This window comes from Vreelandella glaciei, from assembly GCF_013415125.1.
In the GTDB taxonomy this organism is placed as follows: Bacteria; Pseudomonadota; Gammaproteobacteria; order Pseudomonadales; family Halomonadaceae; genus Vreelandella; species Vreelandella glaciei.
This window is the reverse complement of sequence record NZ_JACCDE010000031.1, coordinates 35183-50126: the sequence shown is the minus strand read 5'-3', so window position 1 is coordinate 50126 and position 14944 is coordinate 35183. Positions and strand designations below refer to the sequence as shown.

The 14944-nt window shown below is 59.0% G+C and carries 15 protein-coding genes; 3 read left to right on the top strand and 12 right to left on the bottom strand.

What is annotated here, in order from left to right; translation table 11 throughout:
• Nucleotides 1-3 precede the first annotated feature (3 nt).
• Entirely contained in the window at nt 4-717 is a 714-nt protein-coding gene (locus HZS80_RS18480; RefSeq protein ID WP_035564641.1) for an SIR2 family NAD-dependent protein deacylase, read from the top strand.
• Between the two features lie 91 nt (nt 718-808).
• Complete coding sequence (locus HZS80_RS23625; protein WP_200897108.1) at nt 809-1315, top strand: lysozyme inhibitor LprI family protein; 507 nt, start codon at nt 809-811, stop codon at nt 1313-1315.
• A 119-nt stretch (nt 1316-1434) separates the two neighbouring features.
• On the opposite strand, the gene bioA is transcribed toward HZS80_RS23625, so the two are convergent.
• From bioA to bioB, 6 genes are read right to left on the bottom strand one after another with little or no spacing between them, the layout of a single operon-like run.
• A complete protein-coding gene (bioA, locus tag HZS80_RS18470; RefSeq protein WP_179916902.1) occupies nt 1435-2706 on the bottom strand; it encodes an adenosylmethionine--8-amino-7-oxononanoate transaminase in 1272 nt (423 codons plus the stop codon).
• Nucleotides 2703-3392 (bottom strand): dethiobiotin synthase, encoded by a 690-nt coding sequence (bioD, locus tag HZS80_RS18465; protein ID WP_179916901.1) that lies wholly within the window; start codon nt 3390-3392, stop codon nt 2703-2705. Before bioD ends, bioA begins: the two co-directional genes overlap by 4 nt.
• Nucleotides 3389-4171 carry a malonyl-ACP O-methyltransferase gene (locus tag HZS80_RS18460; RefSeq protein ID WP_179916900.1) on the bottom strand — a complete coding sequence of 261 codons (783 nt, stop codon included), beginning with the start codon at nt 4169-4171 and terminating at the stop codon, nt 3389-3391. Before HZS80_RS18460 ends, bioD begins: the two co-directional genes overlap by 4 nt.
• Entirely contained in the window at nt 4168-4908 is a 741-nt protein-coding gene (locus tag HZS80_RS18455) for an alpha/beta fold hydrolase (RefSeq protein WP_179916899.1), read from the bottom strand. The genes HZS80_RS18460 and HZS80_RS18455 overlap by 4 nt, the downstream gene beginning before the upstream one ends.
• On the bottom strand, nt 4890-6047 hold the full coding sequence (gene bioF, locus HZS80_RS18450) for an 8-amino-7-oxononanoate synthase (RefSeq protein ID WP_179916898.1): 1158 nt from the start codon (nt 6045-6047) through the stop codon (nt 4890-4892). The genes HZS80_RS18455 and bioF overlap by 19 nt, the downstream gene beginning before the upstream one ends.
• Nucleotides 6040-7134: a biotin synthase BioB gene (gene bioB, locus HZS80_RS18445; protein WP_179916897.1), complete on the bottom strand. Its 1095-nt coding sequence runs from the start codon at nt 7132-7134 to the stop codon at nt 6040-6042. Before bioB ends, bioF begins: the two co-directional genes overlap by 8 nt.
• A 165-nt stretch (nt 7135-7299) precedes the next feature.
• Between bioB and HZS80_RS18440 the strand changes: the two genes are divergently transcribed.
• Nucleotides 7300-8100: a tRNA-uridine aminocarboxypropyltransferase gene (locus HZS80_RS18440; RefSeq protein ID WP_179916896.1), complete on the top strand. Its 801-nt coding sequence runs from the start codon at nt 7300-7302 to the stop codon at nt 8098-8100.
• Here HZS80_RS18440 and HZS80_RS18435 read toward each other — a convergent pair.
• The 6 genes from HZS80_RS18435 to fmt all read right to left on the bottom strand — a co-directional run bounded on the left by HZS80_RS18435 (nt 8035) and on the right by fmt (nt 14941).
• On the bottom strand, nt 8035-9276 hold the full coding sequence (locus HZS80_RS18435; RefSeq protein WP_179916895.1) for a TraB/GumN family protein: 1242 nt from the start codon (nt 9274-9276) through the stop codon (nt 8035-8037). The two genes, HZS80_RS18440 and HZS80_RS18435, sit on opposite strands and share 66 nt — an antisense overlap.
• A gap of 44 nt (nt 9277-9320) precedes the next feature.
• Nucleotides 9321-10769: a TrkH family potassium uptake protein gene (locus HZS80_RS18430; RefSeq protein ID WP_179916894.1), complete on the bottom strand. Its 1449-nt coding sequence runs from the start codon at nt 10767-10769 to the stop codon at nt 9321-9323.
• A 52-nt stretch (nt 10770-10821) separates the two neighbouring features.
• Nucleotides 10822-12195 carry a Trk system potassium transporter TrkA gene (gene trkA / locus HZS80_RS18425; RefSeq protein WP_179916893.1) on the bottom strand — a complete coding sequence of 458 codons (1374 nt, stop codon included), beginning with the start codon at nt 12193-12195 and terminating at the stop codon, nt 10822-10824.
• Between the two features lie 138 nt (nt 12196-12333).
• Nucleotides 12334-12540 carry a dodecin gene (locus tag HZS80_RS18420; protein ID WP_179916892.1) on the bottom strand — a complete coding sequence of 69 codons (207 nt, stop codon included), beginning with the start codon at nt 12538-12540 and terminating at the stop codon, nt 12334-12336.
• A gap of 50 nt (nt 12541-12590) precedes the next feature.
• Nucleotides 12591-13928 (bottom strand): 16S rRNA (cytosine(967)-C(5))-methyltransferase RsmB, encoded by a 1338-nt coding sequence (rsmB, locus tag HZS80_RS18415; RefSeq protein ID WP_179916891.1) that lies wholly within the window; start codon nt 13926-13928, stop codon nt 12591-12593.
• Nucleotides 13925-14941 (bottom strand): methionyl-tRNA formyltransferase, encoded by a 1017-nt coding sequence (gene fmt / locus HZS80_RS18410; RefSeq protein WP_179916890.1) that lies wholly within the window; start codon nt 14939-14941, stop codon nt 13925-13927. Before fmt ends, rsmB begins: the two co-directional genes overlap by 4 nt.
• Between the last annotated feature and the right edge of the window lie 3 nt (nt 14942-14944).

Below are 14944 nucleotides of genomic sequence, written 5' to 3'. Positions count from 1 at the left end.
AACATGGCAGCAAGCCCGCATTTGGTGGTATTAACCGGCTCGGGGATTAGCGCCGAGAGCGGGATTAAAACCTTTCGCGCCAGCGACGGCCTGTGGGAAAACCACCCGGTCGAGGATGTGGCTACCCCCCAGGCGTGGCAGCGCAATCCGCAGCAGGTGTTGGATTTCTATAATCAGCGCCGCGAGCAGATCCGTCGTGCCAAGCCCAACGCCGCCCATAAAGCGCTGGCTGCTCTGGAGCAAGGCGGCTTTAGCGTCAGTATCATTACCCAGAATATCGATGACCTGCACGAGCGAGCAGGCTCCCGACACGTGCTGCACCTGCACGGTGAGATTTTAAAAGCACGCTCTTCCATCGATGAGCGTATGCGCTACCCGCTGCCCAAAGGGGGGATTGAGCTGGGGAATGTCTGCGATAAAGGCAGCCAGCTGCGTCCCGATGTGGTCTGGTTTGGAGAGTCGGTGCCGCTGTTTGAAGATGCCTGTGAACTTGTTAGCCAGGCTGATTTTCTGCTGGTCGTGGGCACGTCGCTGGCGGTCATGCCTGCCGCTTCGCTGCTCTCTTACATTGACTACGACACACCCTGCGCGCTGGTCGACCCTGAGGCGGATATGCTCAGCCCGCCGGGTGTGCTGGCAATCAATACCACCGCTGGAGAAGGCGTTCCGGCGTTGGTAAATCGCTGGAAGCAGCAGGGTAATTTGCTGTTGTCTTAAAAATTCGAGACCGGCTCGGCACAGCCTTCTGCGAGGGCGCTTCAATCAGGGCGGTGGCGCCGAGCACGCAAATATAAAGGGAAAAAAGCACGTGAAGAGCGCAATCTGTAGCATTGTTATCGTGATGGCTTGGACGGGCGGTGTTGCCGCGCAGGATATGACTTATTCGAACGAGGCAACGCAGTCCTGCCTTGCTGACGCATCGGGTGACGCTCGGCTGGCCTGCGTTGGTGAATCCGCTAATGCCTGCATGGCTGACACAGAGGGCGGTTCCACGACCGTCGTTATGGGGGGGTGTCTAGATCGGGAACGGCAGTTTTGGGACGACAGGTTAAACACCGCTTACAGCGACCTGATGGCGATGTACGCCTCAGCTGACGCTGAGGCAGAGGATGACAGTTGGAACACACCGGCACAGGCGCCAACGCTGAAGGCTATGCAACGGGCCTGGATCGGCTACCGCGATGCCCGCTGCGATTTCGAGCGGGCGAAATGGGGTGGCGGCACCGGCGGTAGCCCTGCAACCGCGCAATGTCTGATGCGGGTCACGGCAGAACAGACACTGGTGCTGATCGACGGTCAGGACGGACTGCAGTGATACGCGCCGCGAACGAGGCCCGCCGTGTGTGCTGGCAATCAATGCCACTGGCGGAGAAGACGTTCCGGCGCTAGTGAATCGTTGGAAGCAGCAGGGTAATTTGCTGCTTTCCTGAGCCATTACGACACAAGAAACCATGCTTTCATCACGCTGGTAATCTGAGTGATTTCCGCTTCCGAGGTGATGTAGGCGGGCATGGTGTAGAGCCAGCGGTCAATGGGGCGCAGCCATACGCCGCGCTCTCGGGCGAAGTCGCCTACGCCTTTTAGCGCCTCGGCGGAGTGCGCTTCGATCACGGCGGTGGCGCCAAGGACTCGAACGTCAGCCACGGCCGGATGTGCATTCAGCGCTTGGTCTTCAAGTAGCTCACGCTGCAACTGCTGGCTGATCTTGGCAATTTTGCCCAGGTAATTCTCTTCCTCGAAGACGCGCAGGCTTTCCAGCGCCACGCGGCAGGCCAGCGGGTTGCCCATAAAGGTAGGCCCGTGCATAAAGGCGTGCAGGGGAGTGTCGCCGATAAAGGCGTCGTGGACGCGATCTGTGGCTATGGTTGCAGCGTGGCCCAAATAACCGCCGGTCAAACCTTTGGAGAGCACCATAATATCCGGCGTGACGCCCGCATGGTCGGCGGCAAACAGTTTACCGGTGCGGCCAAAGCCGGTGGCGACTTCGTCAAAAATCAACAGCACCCCAAACTCATCGCACAGTTCCCTGGCGCCAGTGACATAGTCCGGCGAGGTCATATTAAGCCCGCCAGCAGCTTGTAAAAGCGGCTCCATTAGTAGGGCGGCGATCTCCTCATGGTGGCGCTCAAGTACGCTACGTAGGGCGCTAAGGTCGTGTTCGACCTGTTCCACGGTGGCGTCAAAAGGGGCCGTGGGCGCCGGGGCGAAATGGTGCTGGGGCAGTAGGCTGGCGAACAGACTGTGCATGCCTTCTTCTGGGTCGCACACCGCCATACAGCCGGTGGTGTCACCGTGGTACGCCTTCATCAGCGAGAGCATCTTTTGCTTGCCGGGGTGGCCAGTGAGTATCTGGTATTGGAGGGCCATTTTCATCGCCACTTCCATGCCCACCGAGCCGCTGTCCGAGTAGAAAACATGATTCAGCCCGTCTGGGGTAATGCGCACCAGCTCACGAGCTAATTGATTGGCGGGCTCATGTGTCAAGCCGCCAAGCATCACATGGCACAGCTCGCCAGCCTGCTCGCGAATGGCCGCTACAAGGCGTGGGTGCCCATAGCCGTGAATCATGCACCACCAGGAGCAGGTGGCATCCAGCAGGCGCTCGCCGCTCTCAAGCACGAAGTGAGCGCCATCACCGCCAACCACCTTGGGCGCGGGTGTCTGGGTTTTTAGGTGGGCATAGGGGTGCCAAACGGGCGTTTTCATAACGGCTCCAGGGAGAGATAGGGGGCGGCAGTCGCGGCGTCGGGGGCATCAAGATGGGGAATAATGCCTAAACAGGGGGCCGCGAGTTTGGCGTTTAGATGAGCAATATTGGCCCTAAAGCGGGCTGTGTCAGCCGCAAAGGCGGGGTCAACCACGCTGCCTGCCCACCCTGCCACTACCAAGCCGTCGGCGCGAATGGCTTCCGCTGTTAAGCGAGCATGATTCAAGCAGCCCAGCTTTAGGCCGACCACCAGAATCACCGGCAGCTCAAGCGCCATCGCCAGGTCGGCGAAATCTTCCTGTGCGTTTAACGGTACGCGCCAGCCACCGGCGCCTTCAATCAGGCTCACGTCTCTGGGCAATTGGCTAAGCGTTTCGCGCAGCAAGTTAGTAATAGCGCTAACCTCGAGTGGCTTGCCTGCCTCTAGCGCGGCGAGATGAGGCGCAATGGCGGGGGCAAAGGCGATAGGATTCACCGTGGCGTAGTCGACCGGCGGCACGCTTTGATGCTGAAGGGCGAGGGCATCGCTGTTTTGCAGGCCTTCAGGCGTCGTTTGGCTGCCTGAGGCGATGGGTTTTAAGCCCAGCGTGCTCAACTGCTGTTGGCGGGCGGCATATAGCAATCCGCTGGTCACCAGGGTTTTACCCGCATCGGTATCGGTGCCAGTCACAAACCAGACATTCATAGCGATTTTTCCAAGTGCAGCGTTAAGCAGTGGTAACTCACGGGTAGCCCTTCCGGCCGGCGGAGTTGTTCAAAGCGCGCTTGTGCGGCGGCGATGTCATTTCGGCTAAGGCTGGCTTGTGGCCGGGCAATCTGGGCGCCAACGCCTTTAATAGATGCCATCACCGCCTTCAAGTCAGGGTAATAAAAGCGCTCAACGGTGGCCGCCTGGCGGATGATGGTTAAGCCGCTTTCACCGATGGCCCTCTCGACTCTGGCGCGATCAGGCGTTTGCAGCAGCGCCTCGGGGCGCTGCCAGGCACAGGCGATCTCCTCCAGGGTGCCGGGTAGCAGCGTTGTGATATGCGCCTGCCCGCCGGGCGTGAGCACCCGGTAAAGCTCCTCCATCACCGCGCCAATATCGCGGCACCACTGGACCGCCAAGTTGGAAAACACTAGATCAATGGCATGCTTACCAAACGGCAGTGTCGCAGCGTCACCCGGTTGCCAGTGGATACTTTCACCATAACGCTGGCGGGCCTGTTCCAGCATGCCGGGGGCTAAATCTAACCCCGTTATACGAGCATTCGGGTAAAGTTCGGCCAACCGTTGCGTCCAGAAGCCGGTGCCGCAACCCATATCCAGCACGTTAAATGCGCGGGAAGGTAATGACCCCCACAGCATCTCGCCTATTTGGCGTTGTGCCGTGGCGAGCACATCATAGCGGGGGGCAGCCCGGGAGAAGGCGTGGGCGACCCGTGCTTGCCAGTTAACCTCGCTGTTCAGCGTTAGATCGCTCATAAAACCGCCGTGCTGACGTTAGCCATCTGGGTGGCATGACGGATAATCGACGCTGCGAGAGGCTGGGGCTGCGAGAGCATCGGGCAGTGGCCGACACCACTTAAGGTCTCGCTAATGCGGCGCTGGGCGGGGCTGATGAGTGGATCATGGTCGCCGACAAGACGTACAACCGGGCAAGGGGCAGCCGCTAAGCGCGGGCGATTATCAATCGACGCCAACCATTGCAGACCGGTAGCCAAGGTGGTGCTGTCGGCGGGCGGTGTATCGCCCAGCAACTCCTGCAGTTGCCGGTAAGCCTGCCGGGGGCTGGGCTCCCCTTGTGCCTGCCAGCACAAAAAGTGTTGCCATGCTGCGGTGGGGTCGCGCTTAAAAGCGCGCTGAAAAGCCTTTAGCTCGGCGGTGGTAACGCCATCATCGGCGCAGAAAGTGGCGCCTGCGCCTAATAATATAAGCCCCTTCGGGGCGGGGAGGTAGTCGAGCAGGGCGGTCGCCAGTAGGCCGCCCATGGACCAGCCTACCCACACTGTATCGTGGGACAATACAGTGGCCATCGACTCCGCTAACTGCGCCATGGTTGCATTAGCGGGTAGCGCGGGAGTATCGCGGTCACCGCCACTATAACCCGGCCAATCGAGAGGCAAAGCTTCAGTTTCATGCGGCCAGTAGGCTTCAAGTGACTGCCAAATACGGCAGTCAATGCCCCAGCCTGAGAGCAGCACTAGGCGTGGGTAAGGCACATGGCCTCCTCACGCTGACATGTAGTTAGCGCTGCTAATAACTGATCGATATGGTCACGGGTATGACCCGCATTGAGCGTAATACGCAAGCGTGCTTCACCGCTGGGTACCGTAGGTGGACGAATCGCGCCTACGTGTATGCCCCGCTGCTGCAGTTGTGCTGCCCAGCGTAGGGTGCGTACTTCATCACCCAAAATCAGTGGCTGAATGGGGGTGACCGAATCGCTGAGCGGGAGCCCCAAGAGAAGCGCTTCGCGGCGAAAGTAAGCAATATTGGCGTTGAGCTGGGCGCGGAGTTCCGGTTCACTCTGAACGATCTCCAGCGCTTTTAAAGTAGCGGCGGCAATCGCCGGTGGCTGGGCGGTGGTATAGATATAGCTGCGTGAAAACTGAATCAAGTGCTCGATTAGCTCGGCATCTCCGGCTACAAAAGCCCCGGCGGTACCTAATGCTTTGCCCAGGGTTCCGACTAAAATCGGCACTTCGGTGCTGCTCCAGGTGCTGGCCACGCAGCCGCTGCCATTGTCGCCAAGCACGCCCACCCCGTGGGCGTCGTCGATCATTAGCCAGGCGTTGTGCTGCTGACTGGCTTCGACAAGCGTGGCAATGTCGGCGATATCGCCATCCATACTGAAAACGCCATCGCTAACCACGAGCTTATGAGTGCACTCACTTCGCGCCAGCAGGCTTTCCAGATCAATGGCATCGCGGTGATGGAAACGCCGCGAGCGGGCATCGCTCAACGCAGCACCATCAATTAGCGACGCGTGGTTGAGGCGATCTTGGAAAATAGCAGTATGGCGATCTGCCAGCGCTTGCAGCACGCCGAGATTGGCCATATAGCCGGTAGAAAACAACAATGCACGTTCGCGGCCTGTCCAGCGCGCTAAGCCTTCTTCCAGGGCGTCGTGAACTGTCAGATGACCGCTGACCAAATGCGAAGCGCCTGCACCTGCGCCGTAACGGCGAGCGCCCGCTGCCTGGGCTTCACAAACGCGAGGGTCTTGGGCAAGACCCAGGTAGTCGTTACCGGCAAAGCCCAAAGTGCTATTTTCCACGCCCTGCCGAGTTCGCCAACGATTTGCCTGCTGGCGATCAGCGCGGGCGTCGGCCAGACGCTGTTGCCACGCTTTAGACACTGGCGTCTACCGCCAGCTCCGCAACCCGTTCGGCGTGCACCTGCTGCTGTGCCTGTTGGGCAAGGCGGGCCGCTTGGGTAGCTTCGCTTTCGCAGGTTTCGCGCTTTTCAGGGTGCAGGCCCAGCTTGGCAAATAGAGCTCGGTCGCGATCCACCTGAGGATTGCCAGTGGTCAGCAGTTTGTCGCCGTAGAAGATCGAATTAGCGCCGGCCAAAAACGCCAGCGCCTGGGTCGATTCGTTCATTTGCTCACGGCCAGCGGAGAGCCGCACGTGGCTTTGTGGCATCATGATGCGGGTGACCGCAATAGCGCGGATAAACTCAATGGGATCTAGATCTTCGACATTTTCCAGCGGCGTGCCGGGCACTTTCACCAGCATATTGATGGGTACGGATTCAGGGTGCGGGGTGAGCTTAGCCAGCTGTTGCAGCAGCGCGCTACGATCTTTGGCATCTTCGCCCATGCCCAGAATGCCGCCGGAGCACACTTTCATACCCGCATCGCGCACGTTGGAGAGGGTTTCAAGCCGGTCGCTGTAGGTGCGGGTGGTGATGATTTCACCGTAGAACTCCGGCGAGGTATCCAGGTTGTGGTTGTAGTAATCGAGCCCCGCCGTGGCCAGTCGGCTGGCCTGTTCGCCGTCGACCATCCCCAGCGTCATACAGGTTTCCAGACCTACCGCTTTCACTTGACGAACCATCTCTTCGACCAGCAGTAAATCCTTATCCCGCGGGCTGCGCCACGCCGCGCCCATGCAAAAACGGCTGGCGCCTGCCTCTTTCGCTGCCTTGGCTTGTTCGACCACTTTTTCAATTTCCAGCAGCTTCTCTTTCTCTAGCTGGGTGTTGTAGTGGCCGGACTGCGGACAGTATTTGCAGTCTTCCGGGCAGGCGCCGGTCTTGATCGACAGCAGGGTAGAGACCTGCACCGCGTTAGCATCAAAGTGGGCACGGTGAACCTGCTGCGCTTGAAACAGCAGATCATTGAACGGCAGCGCAAAAAGCGCGTTGATCTCGTCCAGCGTCCAGTCGTGGCGTTGTTCATGAAGGAAATGTTCATGAAGAAGCTGTTCGTGATGCACGGTCATGGTGTAAACCTTTTTAACTTTAATAGTTGACGAGACTTTAGCGGCGTTGCGCTTTGGGTGTCAACGTTGGTGGTTTTTTAGGTTTACGGTGGTGGTGGAAACATTCGTCAAAAGACGGCGTGCTCATTTATACTCGGCGCCCTTTTTCCACATTCTGGAGCGCGGATGTCTGATTTTGATAGCTCTGTTTTAGATGGCTTAGTTAATCATGATTCAGCCACCGAACATCCGCGTCCGCCGCGGCGCGAGTTTAAAGCGCGGGGCAGTTTTGTAACGCGCTGCGATAACTGTCAGTTACCCGTGCTGAACTGTCTGTGCCCCTATCAGGTGAAGGCAGAGAGTTATGCCCACGTGTGGTTGTTGACCCACCCGATAGAGCACTTTAAGCCGACCAATACCGGGCGCTTGATTCGCGATGTGATCACGACGACCCAGGTGTTTACTTGGTACCGCACGGCGCCGGATGCACAGTTGGCAGCGTTGTTGAAAGACCCGCGTTACGCGCCCTTTGTGATCTTTCCGGATGATCAGCCCGATTACGCGGATCGGGTGGTGGGTATCGAAGCGGTTCACTCGGCGAAAGAGCAGGCGCGCATTCCGGTGTTTATCATTCTGGATGGCACTTGGCGCCAGGCGCGGCGTATGTTCCGTAAAAGCGCCTATCTGGATGCGTTGCCTGTGCTGCCATTGCGAACCGAGCGCGAGACGCGCTACCGGCTGCGCAAACCGGCGTCAAAAGCACACCTTTGTACTGCGGAAGTGGCTATCGAGCTGCTGCGCCAGGGCGGGGATACGGTTGCTGCGGACGTGCTGGATGACTACTTTGAGGTGTTTAACGATAGTTACGCGGCGAGCCGATTGCATCATAAAATCGACCCGCCTACTGCAGCGATGCGGCGCCTAGCCGCCAAACAGAGCGCCGGCAATTCTGAACCCGGCCACCCAGGTACCCACCGCGGAGCCTAGCGTGGCGAGAATAAACACCAGCAGAGTGCGCGATACGCGATTTTGCCACCAGCCTTTCAACTGCGTGACATCGTGGCGTAGCGATGAAAAATCGCGCACTTTGGGTTTGCGCATATAGAGCTCAACCCCAGCGGCCACAAAGCCTGCGCCGATGGTGGGGTTCAGCGAGGTCAGCGGGGCGGCAAAGAAGGTGGCGATCACGGTCACCGGATGAGCCATGGCGATAATCGTTGCACCACCCGAGAGAATGCCGTTAATCAAGAACCACTCAAGCACCAGTTGCCAGCCAAGGTCTGTATTGCGTGAAAAACCAATCGCAAAGCCGGTAAGCACCAAGGCGGTAATCAGCCACGGCAGCGCTTTCCAAAGCTTGGATGGCGGCGGGGTGGCCTCAAGCAATTCGCGCTCTACCTTTGGTTCGGCGGGCAGAGGGGTTTCAAGGTGCTCACCGGTGCCTTTAAGGTGGCCTGCGCCGATGACTACTAGCACGTGCTTGTAACGTCCTGGCGGCGCCTCTTCTGCCAAGCGTAGCGCCATGTAGCGGTCGCGCTCGCGAATCAGCGGGGTGTACAGCGCTTCGGATTCGGCGGCAAACTCGCTGAAGGTGGCTTCCAGCATATCGCCTTCTTTGAGTTTTTCGATATCTTCTTTAGAGACATCCTGGCGGGAGAGCACGCTGCCGATAAGGCCTGAAAACAGTGAGAAACGCTGCCACCAGGGGACATTGCTGTAAATGCGTTTTAGCGTTATACCCACATCGCGGTCGACCAGCATCAGCGGTAGTTCTAATCGGCTGGCTTCTTCAACGGCGGCGCGCATTTCGGCCCCCGGCTGGATGCCAGACTGGTCGGCAATCCGCTGCTGAAAGGCACCCAGCGCCAGGCTTGCGGCAACCATGCCTGCCTTGCCTTCTCTGAATACTTGAAAAAGATCCTGCTCGCCCATGGCATCCGGGTTGGACATGCTGTGGTGGCGAGCGTCGCAGAGCTCAATCGCCACCGCATCAAAAGCTTCGCTAGCCAACAGCGCACGCACATCGTCAGCGCTTTCCGCCGACACATGAGCCGTGCCCAGCAGGGTGTAGCGGGTTTCGCCAACAGTGAACGTTTTTAACGGCCCACTGGTGGTCGGCAGAGAAGCCGGGATTTCTTCGTGAGATGTAGCTTCGTGGTTCATTAACAGCTCTCAAATCGGTCTATAAGGAGGCAGATGTGACGTGCTTAACGCCGCCAGAAAGCGGGGGTAAACAGCACCAGTACCGTAAAAATTTCCAGGCGACCAAGCAGCATGGCTATCACCAGTATCCATTTCGCCAAGCTGGGCATGTCGCCATAGTTAGTGCTGGCTTCTCCTAGCGCAGGGCCAAGGTTGTTGAGCGCAGATCCCACGGTCGACCAAGCGGTTACCTGATCAACCCCGGTGGCCATGACGCCCACCAGCATTAATAAGAACAGCATCACATAAACCGAAAAGAACCCCCATACCGCCTGGGCAATGCTGTCGGGAACGCTGACCTTGCCGACTTTGACTGCAATCACCGCATTGGGGTGGATCAGCCGCATGATTTCGCGCATGCCCTGTTTGATGATCAAAATAATCCGTATCACCTTCATACCGCCAGCGGTAGAGCCAGAGCAGCCGCCAACGAAGGCTGCTACAAACAGCAGAAAGGGCAGCGCGCCGGGCCACATGGAGAAGTCGGCGACACTAAAACCCGCGGTCGTGGCCACCGAAACGACTTGGAAGACCCCATGCCGTAGACCGCGCAGCGTGTCGTAGGTGTCGGTTAACCACAGGGAGAGCACGGTGATCACGGCCAGGGCGAGCAGAAATAGCATTAAAAAGCGCGCTTCGGGGTCGTGAAAGTAGTGCATCAGGCTTTTTTCACGCCAGGCGATAAAGTGCAGGCTAAAGCTGAACGCTGAAATCAACATAAAGCCTACGCATACCATCTCGATGGTGGCGCTATCGAAATAGCCGATGCTGGCGTCGTAAGTGGAGAAACCACCGATAGCGACAGTCGAAAAGCTATGGCTTAAGGCATCGAACCAGCTCATGCCCGCTAGCATATAGGCGATCATGCAGGCGAGGGTGAGCGTCGCATAGATGTACCACAGCGCTTTAGCGGTTTCGGTAATGCGAGGTGTGAGCTTGGAGTCTTTTAGTGGCCCAGGGATCTCGGTGCGATAGAGCGCCATACCACCCACGCCTAGGGTGGGCAAAATGGCAACGGCCAAAACAACAATACCCATGCCGCCCAGCCACTGGAGCTGCTGGCGGTAGTAAAGAATTGATTCGGGTAAAAAATCGATGCCGGTAATCACCGTGGCGCCGGTAGTGGTCAACCCGGAGAACGACTCGAATACCGCATCGGTAATGCCTAACGAACCTTCGCCAAATAGCATCAGCGGCAGCGAACCAAACAGCGCCAGCACCGTCCAGAACATCGCGGCGATAATAAAGCCGTCGCGGATACGCAGCTCTTTTTGCGAGTGCCGATTGGGCAAGTAAAGCAGTAATCCCGTCACCACCGAAATCGCAATGCCGCTAATAAAGGCACTCCACACGCCGTCGCGAAACCAGAGTGAGATTAGCGTTGGGGGGAGCATGGTAAGGCTGAAGAGCATCAGCAGCAGCCCCAAAATGCGCAAAATAACCCGCAGACTCATGGTTGTCGCATGCTCCTGTTTTTAGCAGCCAATGGCAAGGATTCGAAGGTTATCAAAAGAACGTTAAACCGACTTGGAACAGGCGCTCCACATCGCGAATGCGGCGCTTGTCGATCACGAATAGAATCACGTGGTCGCCGCTCTCCACCATCACCTCGCCGTGGGCGATGATGACTTCCTTGCCGCGCACAATCGCACCGATGGTGGTGCCGTCGGGCAGGTCAATCTCGCGGATCGTGCGGCCGACCACCTTAGACGACTGCTTATCGCCGTGGGCGATGGCTTCAATGGCCTCGGCGGCGCCCCGGCGCAGCGAGTGAACGTTGACAATATCGCCCCGGCGCACGTGGGTCAGCAGGCTGCCGATGGTCGCCTGCTGGGGGGAAATAGCGATATCGATTTCGCCGCCCTGCACTAAATCTACATAGGCGGCGTTGTTAATCAGCGTCAGCACCTTCTTGGCGCCCAAGCGCTTGGCGAGCAGCGACGACATGATATTGACCTCGTCGTCGTTGGTCAGCGCGCAGAAGATATCGCACTCTTCGATATTCTCCTCTTCCAGCAAGCGCTTGCTGGTGGCACTGCCGTGGAGCACCACGGTGCGATCCAGCCGCTCCGATAGCGTGGTGCAGCGCTCCAGGCTGTGCTCGATGATCTTGACCTGATGGCTGTGCTCCAAATGCTCCGCCAGCCGCTCACCGATATTGCCACCCCCGGCGATCACCACCCGGCGAAAATCCCGCTCGACCCGGCGCAGCTCGCTCATCACCGCGCGAATATCCCGGCGGGCAGCGAGGAAGAACACCTCGTCGTCAGCCTCGATGACCGTATCACCACGGGGAATAATCGGTCGGTTGCGGCGATAGATCGCCGCCACGCGGGTGTCCACGTTGGGCATATGGCGGCGCAGAAAAGCCAAATCCTGACCCACCAGCGGGCCACCGTAGAACGCTTTCACCGCGACCAGCTGTACCAGGCCACCGGCAAACTCAAGTACCTGCAGGGCACCGGGGTGCTCGATCAGGCGGCGCACATGGTCGGTGACCACCTGCTCGGGGCTGATCAGCACATCAATGGGGATCGCTTCATGGGCGAACAGGCCTTTGCGGGTTAAGTACGCCGTGGCGCGTACCCGGGCAATTTTGGTCGGGGTGCGAAACAGCGTATGGGCGACCTGGCAGGCGATCATATTGATCTCGTCGCTGTTGGTGACGGCGATCAACATATCGGCGTCTTCGCAGCCTGCCTGGCGCAGCACAATGGGGTAGGAGCCCGCCCCGGTGACGGTGCGGATATCGAGCTTGGTGTGCAGGTCGCGCAGTTTTTTGGCGTCGGTGTCCACAACCGTAATGTCGTTCTCCTCGCGGGCGAGGTGTTCAGCCAGTGTGCCGCCGACCTGGCCGGCGCCGAGAATGATGATTTTCATTGCTGAGCATCGGTTCCATTAAAAGCGCCAGCGCGCGATGTTGTTGAGACCATACCCTGAGACCGGGACGGTCTATCATGCGCTGCAATAAAGACGGCGGCCAGTGTAAACCAGCCGCCGTCGAAAAGCAGGTGAGGATTATTCTAGCGTAAAGCCGACTTTAACCGTGACCTGCCAGTGGGCCACTTGGCCGTCTTCAATGTGGCCACGGGTATCGATTACTTCCAGCCAGCGCATGTGCTTAATAGTCTCCGACGCCTTGGCCAGAGCGTTCTGTACCGCTTCCTCAATGCCCTTCTCGGAAGAGCCGGTCAGTTCCACGTGCTTATAGGTATGATGACTCATAATATCTCCTTCCTTGTCATGAAATCACTGCCCCCGGCGTCAGTGGGCGCCTAGGCAGTGCGCTTTTCTAGTCTGGCATAAAAAAAGCCATCGTGACTGCCCTGGGCCGGAAACAGCTGACGACCTGCTCCGCTGGCAATGCCCCAGGCAACGTCGTTAGGCGTGGTGACATGGGCGTCAGGGGTGCGGGCGAGAAACGCTTCAATCTGCTCGCTGTTCTCTTCCGGCAGTACGGAGCAAGTTGCGTAAAGCAGTGTGCCGCCTTCGCGTAGCATCGGCCAGAGGTTATCTAGCAGCTGGCGTTGAAGCTTGGCCAGCGGGCGAATATCGTCTTTACGGCGCAACTTTTTAATATCCGGGTGGCGGCGGATAACGCCGGTGCCAGAGCAAGGGGCATCGAGTAGAATGGCATCGAACGGCGTGCCGCTCCACCAGTCGCGCTCGGTCGCATCGGCGTGCTCAAGCACCGCCTCAACGCCGAGGCGGCTGAGGGTGTCCTCCACCCGCGCCAGGCGCTGGTTGTCGCTATCGATAGCCGTTAGCGCAATATCAAACTGCTCGAGCAAGTGGGCCGTTTTACCACCTGGGGCGCAGCAGGCATCAAGCACACGGGCACCTGGACGCGGTGCCAGCGCGGGGCCTAGTAGTGCGGCAGAAAGCTGGGCGGCCTCATCCTGAACGCTAACATGGCCTTCTTCAAAGCCGGGCAGCGCGGTGACATCACAGGGCGTTTCCAGGGTGATAGCGTCTGGGGCATGGGGGCATAAGTGGCCGTTCAACCCCTGTTCGGTGAGCATACCTAAATAGGCTTCACGGTCGTTGTAACGCTGATTCACCCTTAACGTCATAGGGCCAGCGTGATTGTTGGCTTCAACAATATCGCGCCACTGCTCTGGCCATGCCTGACGCAAGGCGTTAAGCAGCCAGGGCGGATGCTCCAGCGCTACGCTCTCATCCCGGTCTACCTGGGCCTGGAGCGCCTCGGATTCGCGCTGTAGGCGCCGCAAGCAACCATTTAAGACGCGGGTGGCCCACTCCTTATTCAGTAAGCGCGCAGCGCCTGCTGTTTCACCTACCGCCGCGTGGGCAGGAATGCGCATGTAGAGCAGTTGGTAAATACCCAGTAGCAGCAGCGCCTGAACATCGCTATCGCGTTTTTTAAAAGGCTGCTTAAGCAGCACGCCCGCTAAGGCTTCCAGACGCGGTAAACGGCGGCAGGTGCCAAAACAGAGCTCCTTGAGCAGCCCGCGGTCGCGAGCCACCACGCTGTGCTCATCCAGCCCCGCCAGTGAGCCTTGGTCGCTGAGCATCGGGGCCAGCGCGCGAGCCGCCGCAGCGCGGACTTCCTGGCCACTGCCGCCACTTTGAGGGGAGCGCTTTTGGCTCATGGTGTGTCTCCTTCGCTGGCCTGAGCCGCTGGTTTACCAAGACGAGTGTCAAGATGAGCGCCAAGCCGTGTGCCGGTAGCCAGACGCGCGTGTCGTGCATTCAGTAAGTCACGCACGGCCATGGCTTTTCCGCCGGGCAACTGCGCATTGGTCACGCACAGCACGTCGCGACCGCCGGTGCCGCAGGCAATGCGCAGGTGATCGTCGCCATGCTCAAGTAGCGTGCCGGGGGCGCAGGGAGGATGCTCGCCTTCCTCTACATTGGCCATTAGCAAACGTAGGCGATCATCGCCCAGCGCGCACCAGGCCACTGGCCAGGGGTTAAAGGCGCGAATCTTGCTGGCTAGCTGCTGCGCGGGCTGGTCAAAGTCGAGCTCGGCTTCCGCTTTGCTCAGCTTGGCGGCATAGGTCACGCCCTCTTCGGGCTGAGGCGTCGCATGCGCGGTGCCGCTGGCGAGAGCATCCAGCGTGTTGATCAGCGCATTGGCACCTTGAATGGCGAGACGGTCGTGCAAATCGCCGCCGGTGGTGCGTGTAGTAATCGGCGTGCGCACTTCTGTAAGCATTGCGCCGGTGTCCAGGCCAGCATCCATCTGCATGATGGTCACCCCCGATACGCTATCGCCCGCTTCGATCGCCCGCTGAATAGGGGCAGCGCCGCGCCAACGGGGCAGCAGCGAGGCGTGAACGTTAACGCAGCCTAAACGCGGTATATCCAATACGGCCTGGGGAAGCAGCAGCCCGTAGGCCACAACGACCATAATGTCGGCATTGAGCGCGGCCAGCTCTGCTTGAGCCTCGAGCTGTTTTAGCGTCTGGGGTTGATAGACAGCCAGGCTGTGTTCCAGAGCCAGCTGTTTGACCGGGCTGGGCGTTAGCTTACGGCCTCGACCAGCAGGGCGGTCGGGTTGGGTATACACCCCCACCACTTCGTGCTGGCTTTCCAGTAGCGCGGCAAGGCTAGAGGCGGCGAATTCAGGCGTGCCAGCAAAAACAACGCGCAATCGTGACATATA

Coding starts and splice junctions, on each gene's coding strand:
- HZS80_RS18480 (WP_035564641.1), top strand. CDS start 4: ATGGCAGCAAGCCCGCATTTGGTGGTATTAACCGGCTCGGGGATTAGC.
- bioA (WP_179916902.1), bottom strand. CDS start 2,706: ATGAAAACGCCCGTTTGGCACCCCTATGCCCACCTAAAAACCCAGACA.
- bioD (WP_179916901.1), bottom strand. CDS start 3,392: ATGAATGTCTGGTTTGTGACTGGCACCGATACCGATGCGGGTAAAACC.
- HZS80_RS18460 (WP_179916900.1), bottom strand. CDS start 4,171: ATGAGCGATCTAACGCTGAACAGCGAGGTTAACTGGCAAGCACGGGTC.
- bioB (WP_179916897.1), bottom strand. CDS start 7,134: ATGACCGTGCATCACGAACAGCTTCTTCATGAACATTTCCTTCATGAA.
- HZS80_RS18440 (WP_179916896.1), top strand. CDS start 7,300: ATGTCTGATTTTGATAGCTCTGTTTTAGATGGCTTAGTTAATCATGAT.
- HZS80_RS18435 (WP_179916895.1), bottom strand. CDS start 9,276: ATGAACCACGAAGCTACATCTCACGAAGAAATCCCGGCTTCTCTGCCG.
- HZS80_RS18430 (WP_179916894.1), bottom strand. CDS start 10,769: ATGAGTCTGCGGGTTATTTTGCGCATTTTGGGGCTGCTGCTGATGCTC.
- trkA (WP_179916893.1), bottom strand. CDS start 12,195: ATGAAAATCATCATTCTCGGCGCCGGCCAGGTCGGCGGCACACTGGCT.
- HZS80_RS18420 (WP_179916892.1), bottom strand. CDS start 12,540: ATGAGTCATCATACCTATAAGCACGTGGAACTGACCGGCTCTTCCGAG.
- rsmB (WP_179916891.1), bottom strand. CDS start 13,928: ATGAGCCAAAAGCGCTCCCCTCAAAGTGGCGGCAGTGGCCAGGAAGTC.
- fmt (WP_179916890.1), bottom strand. CDS start 14,941: ATGTCACGATTGCGCGTTGTTTTTGCTGGCACGCCTGAATTCGCCGCC.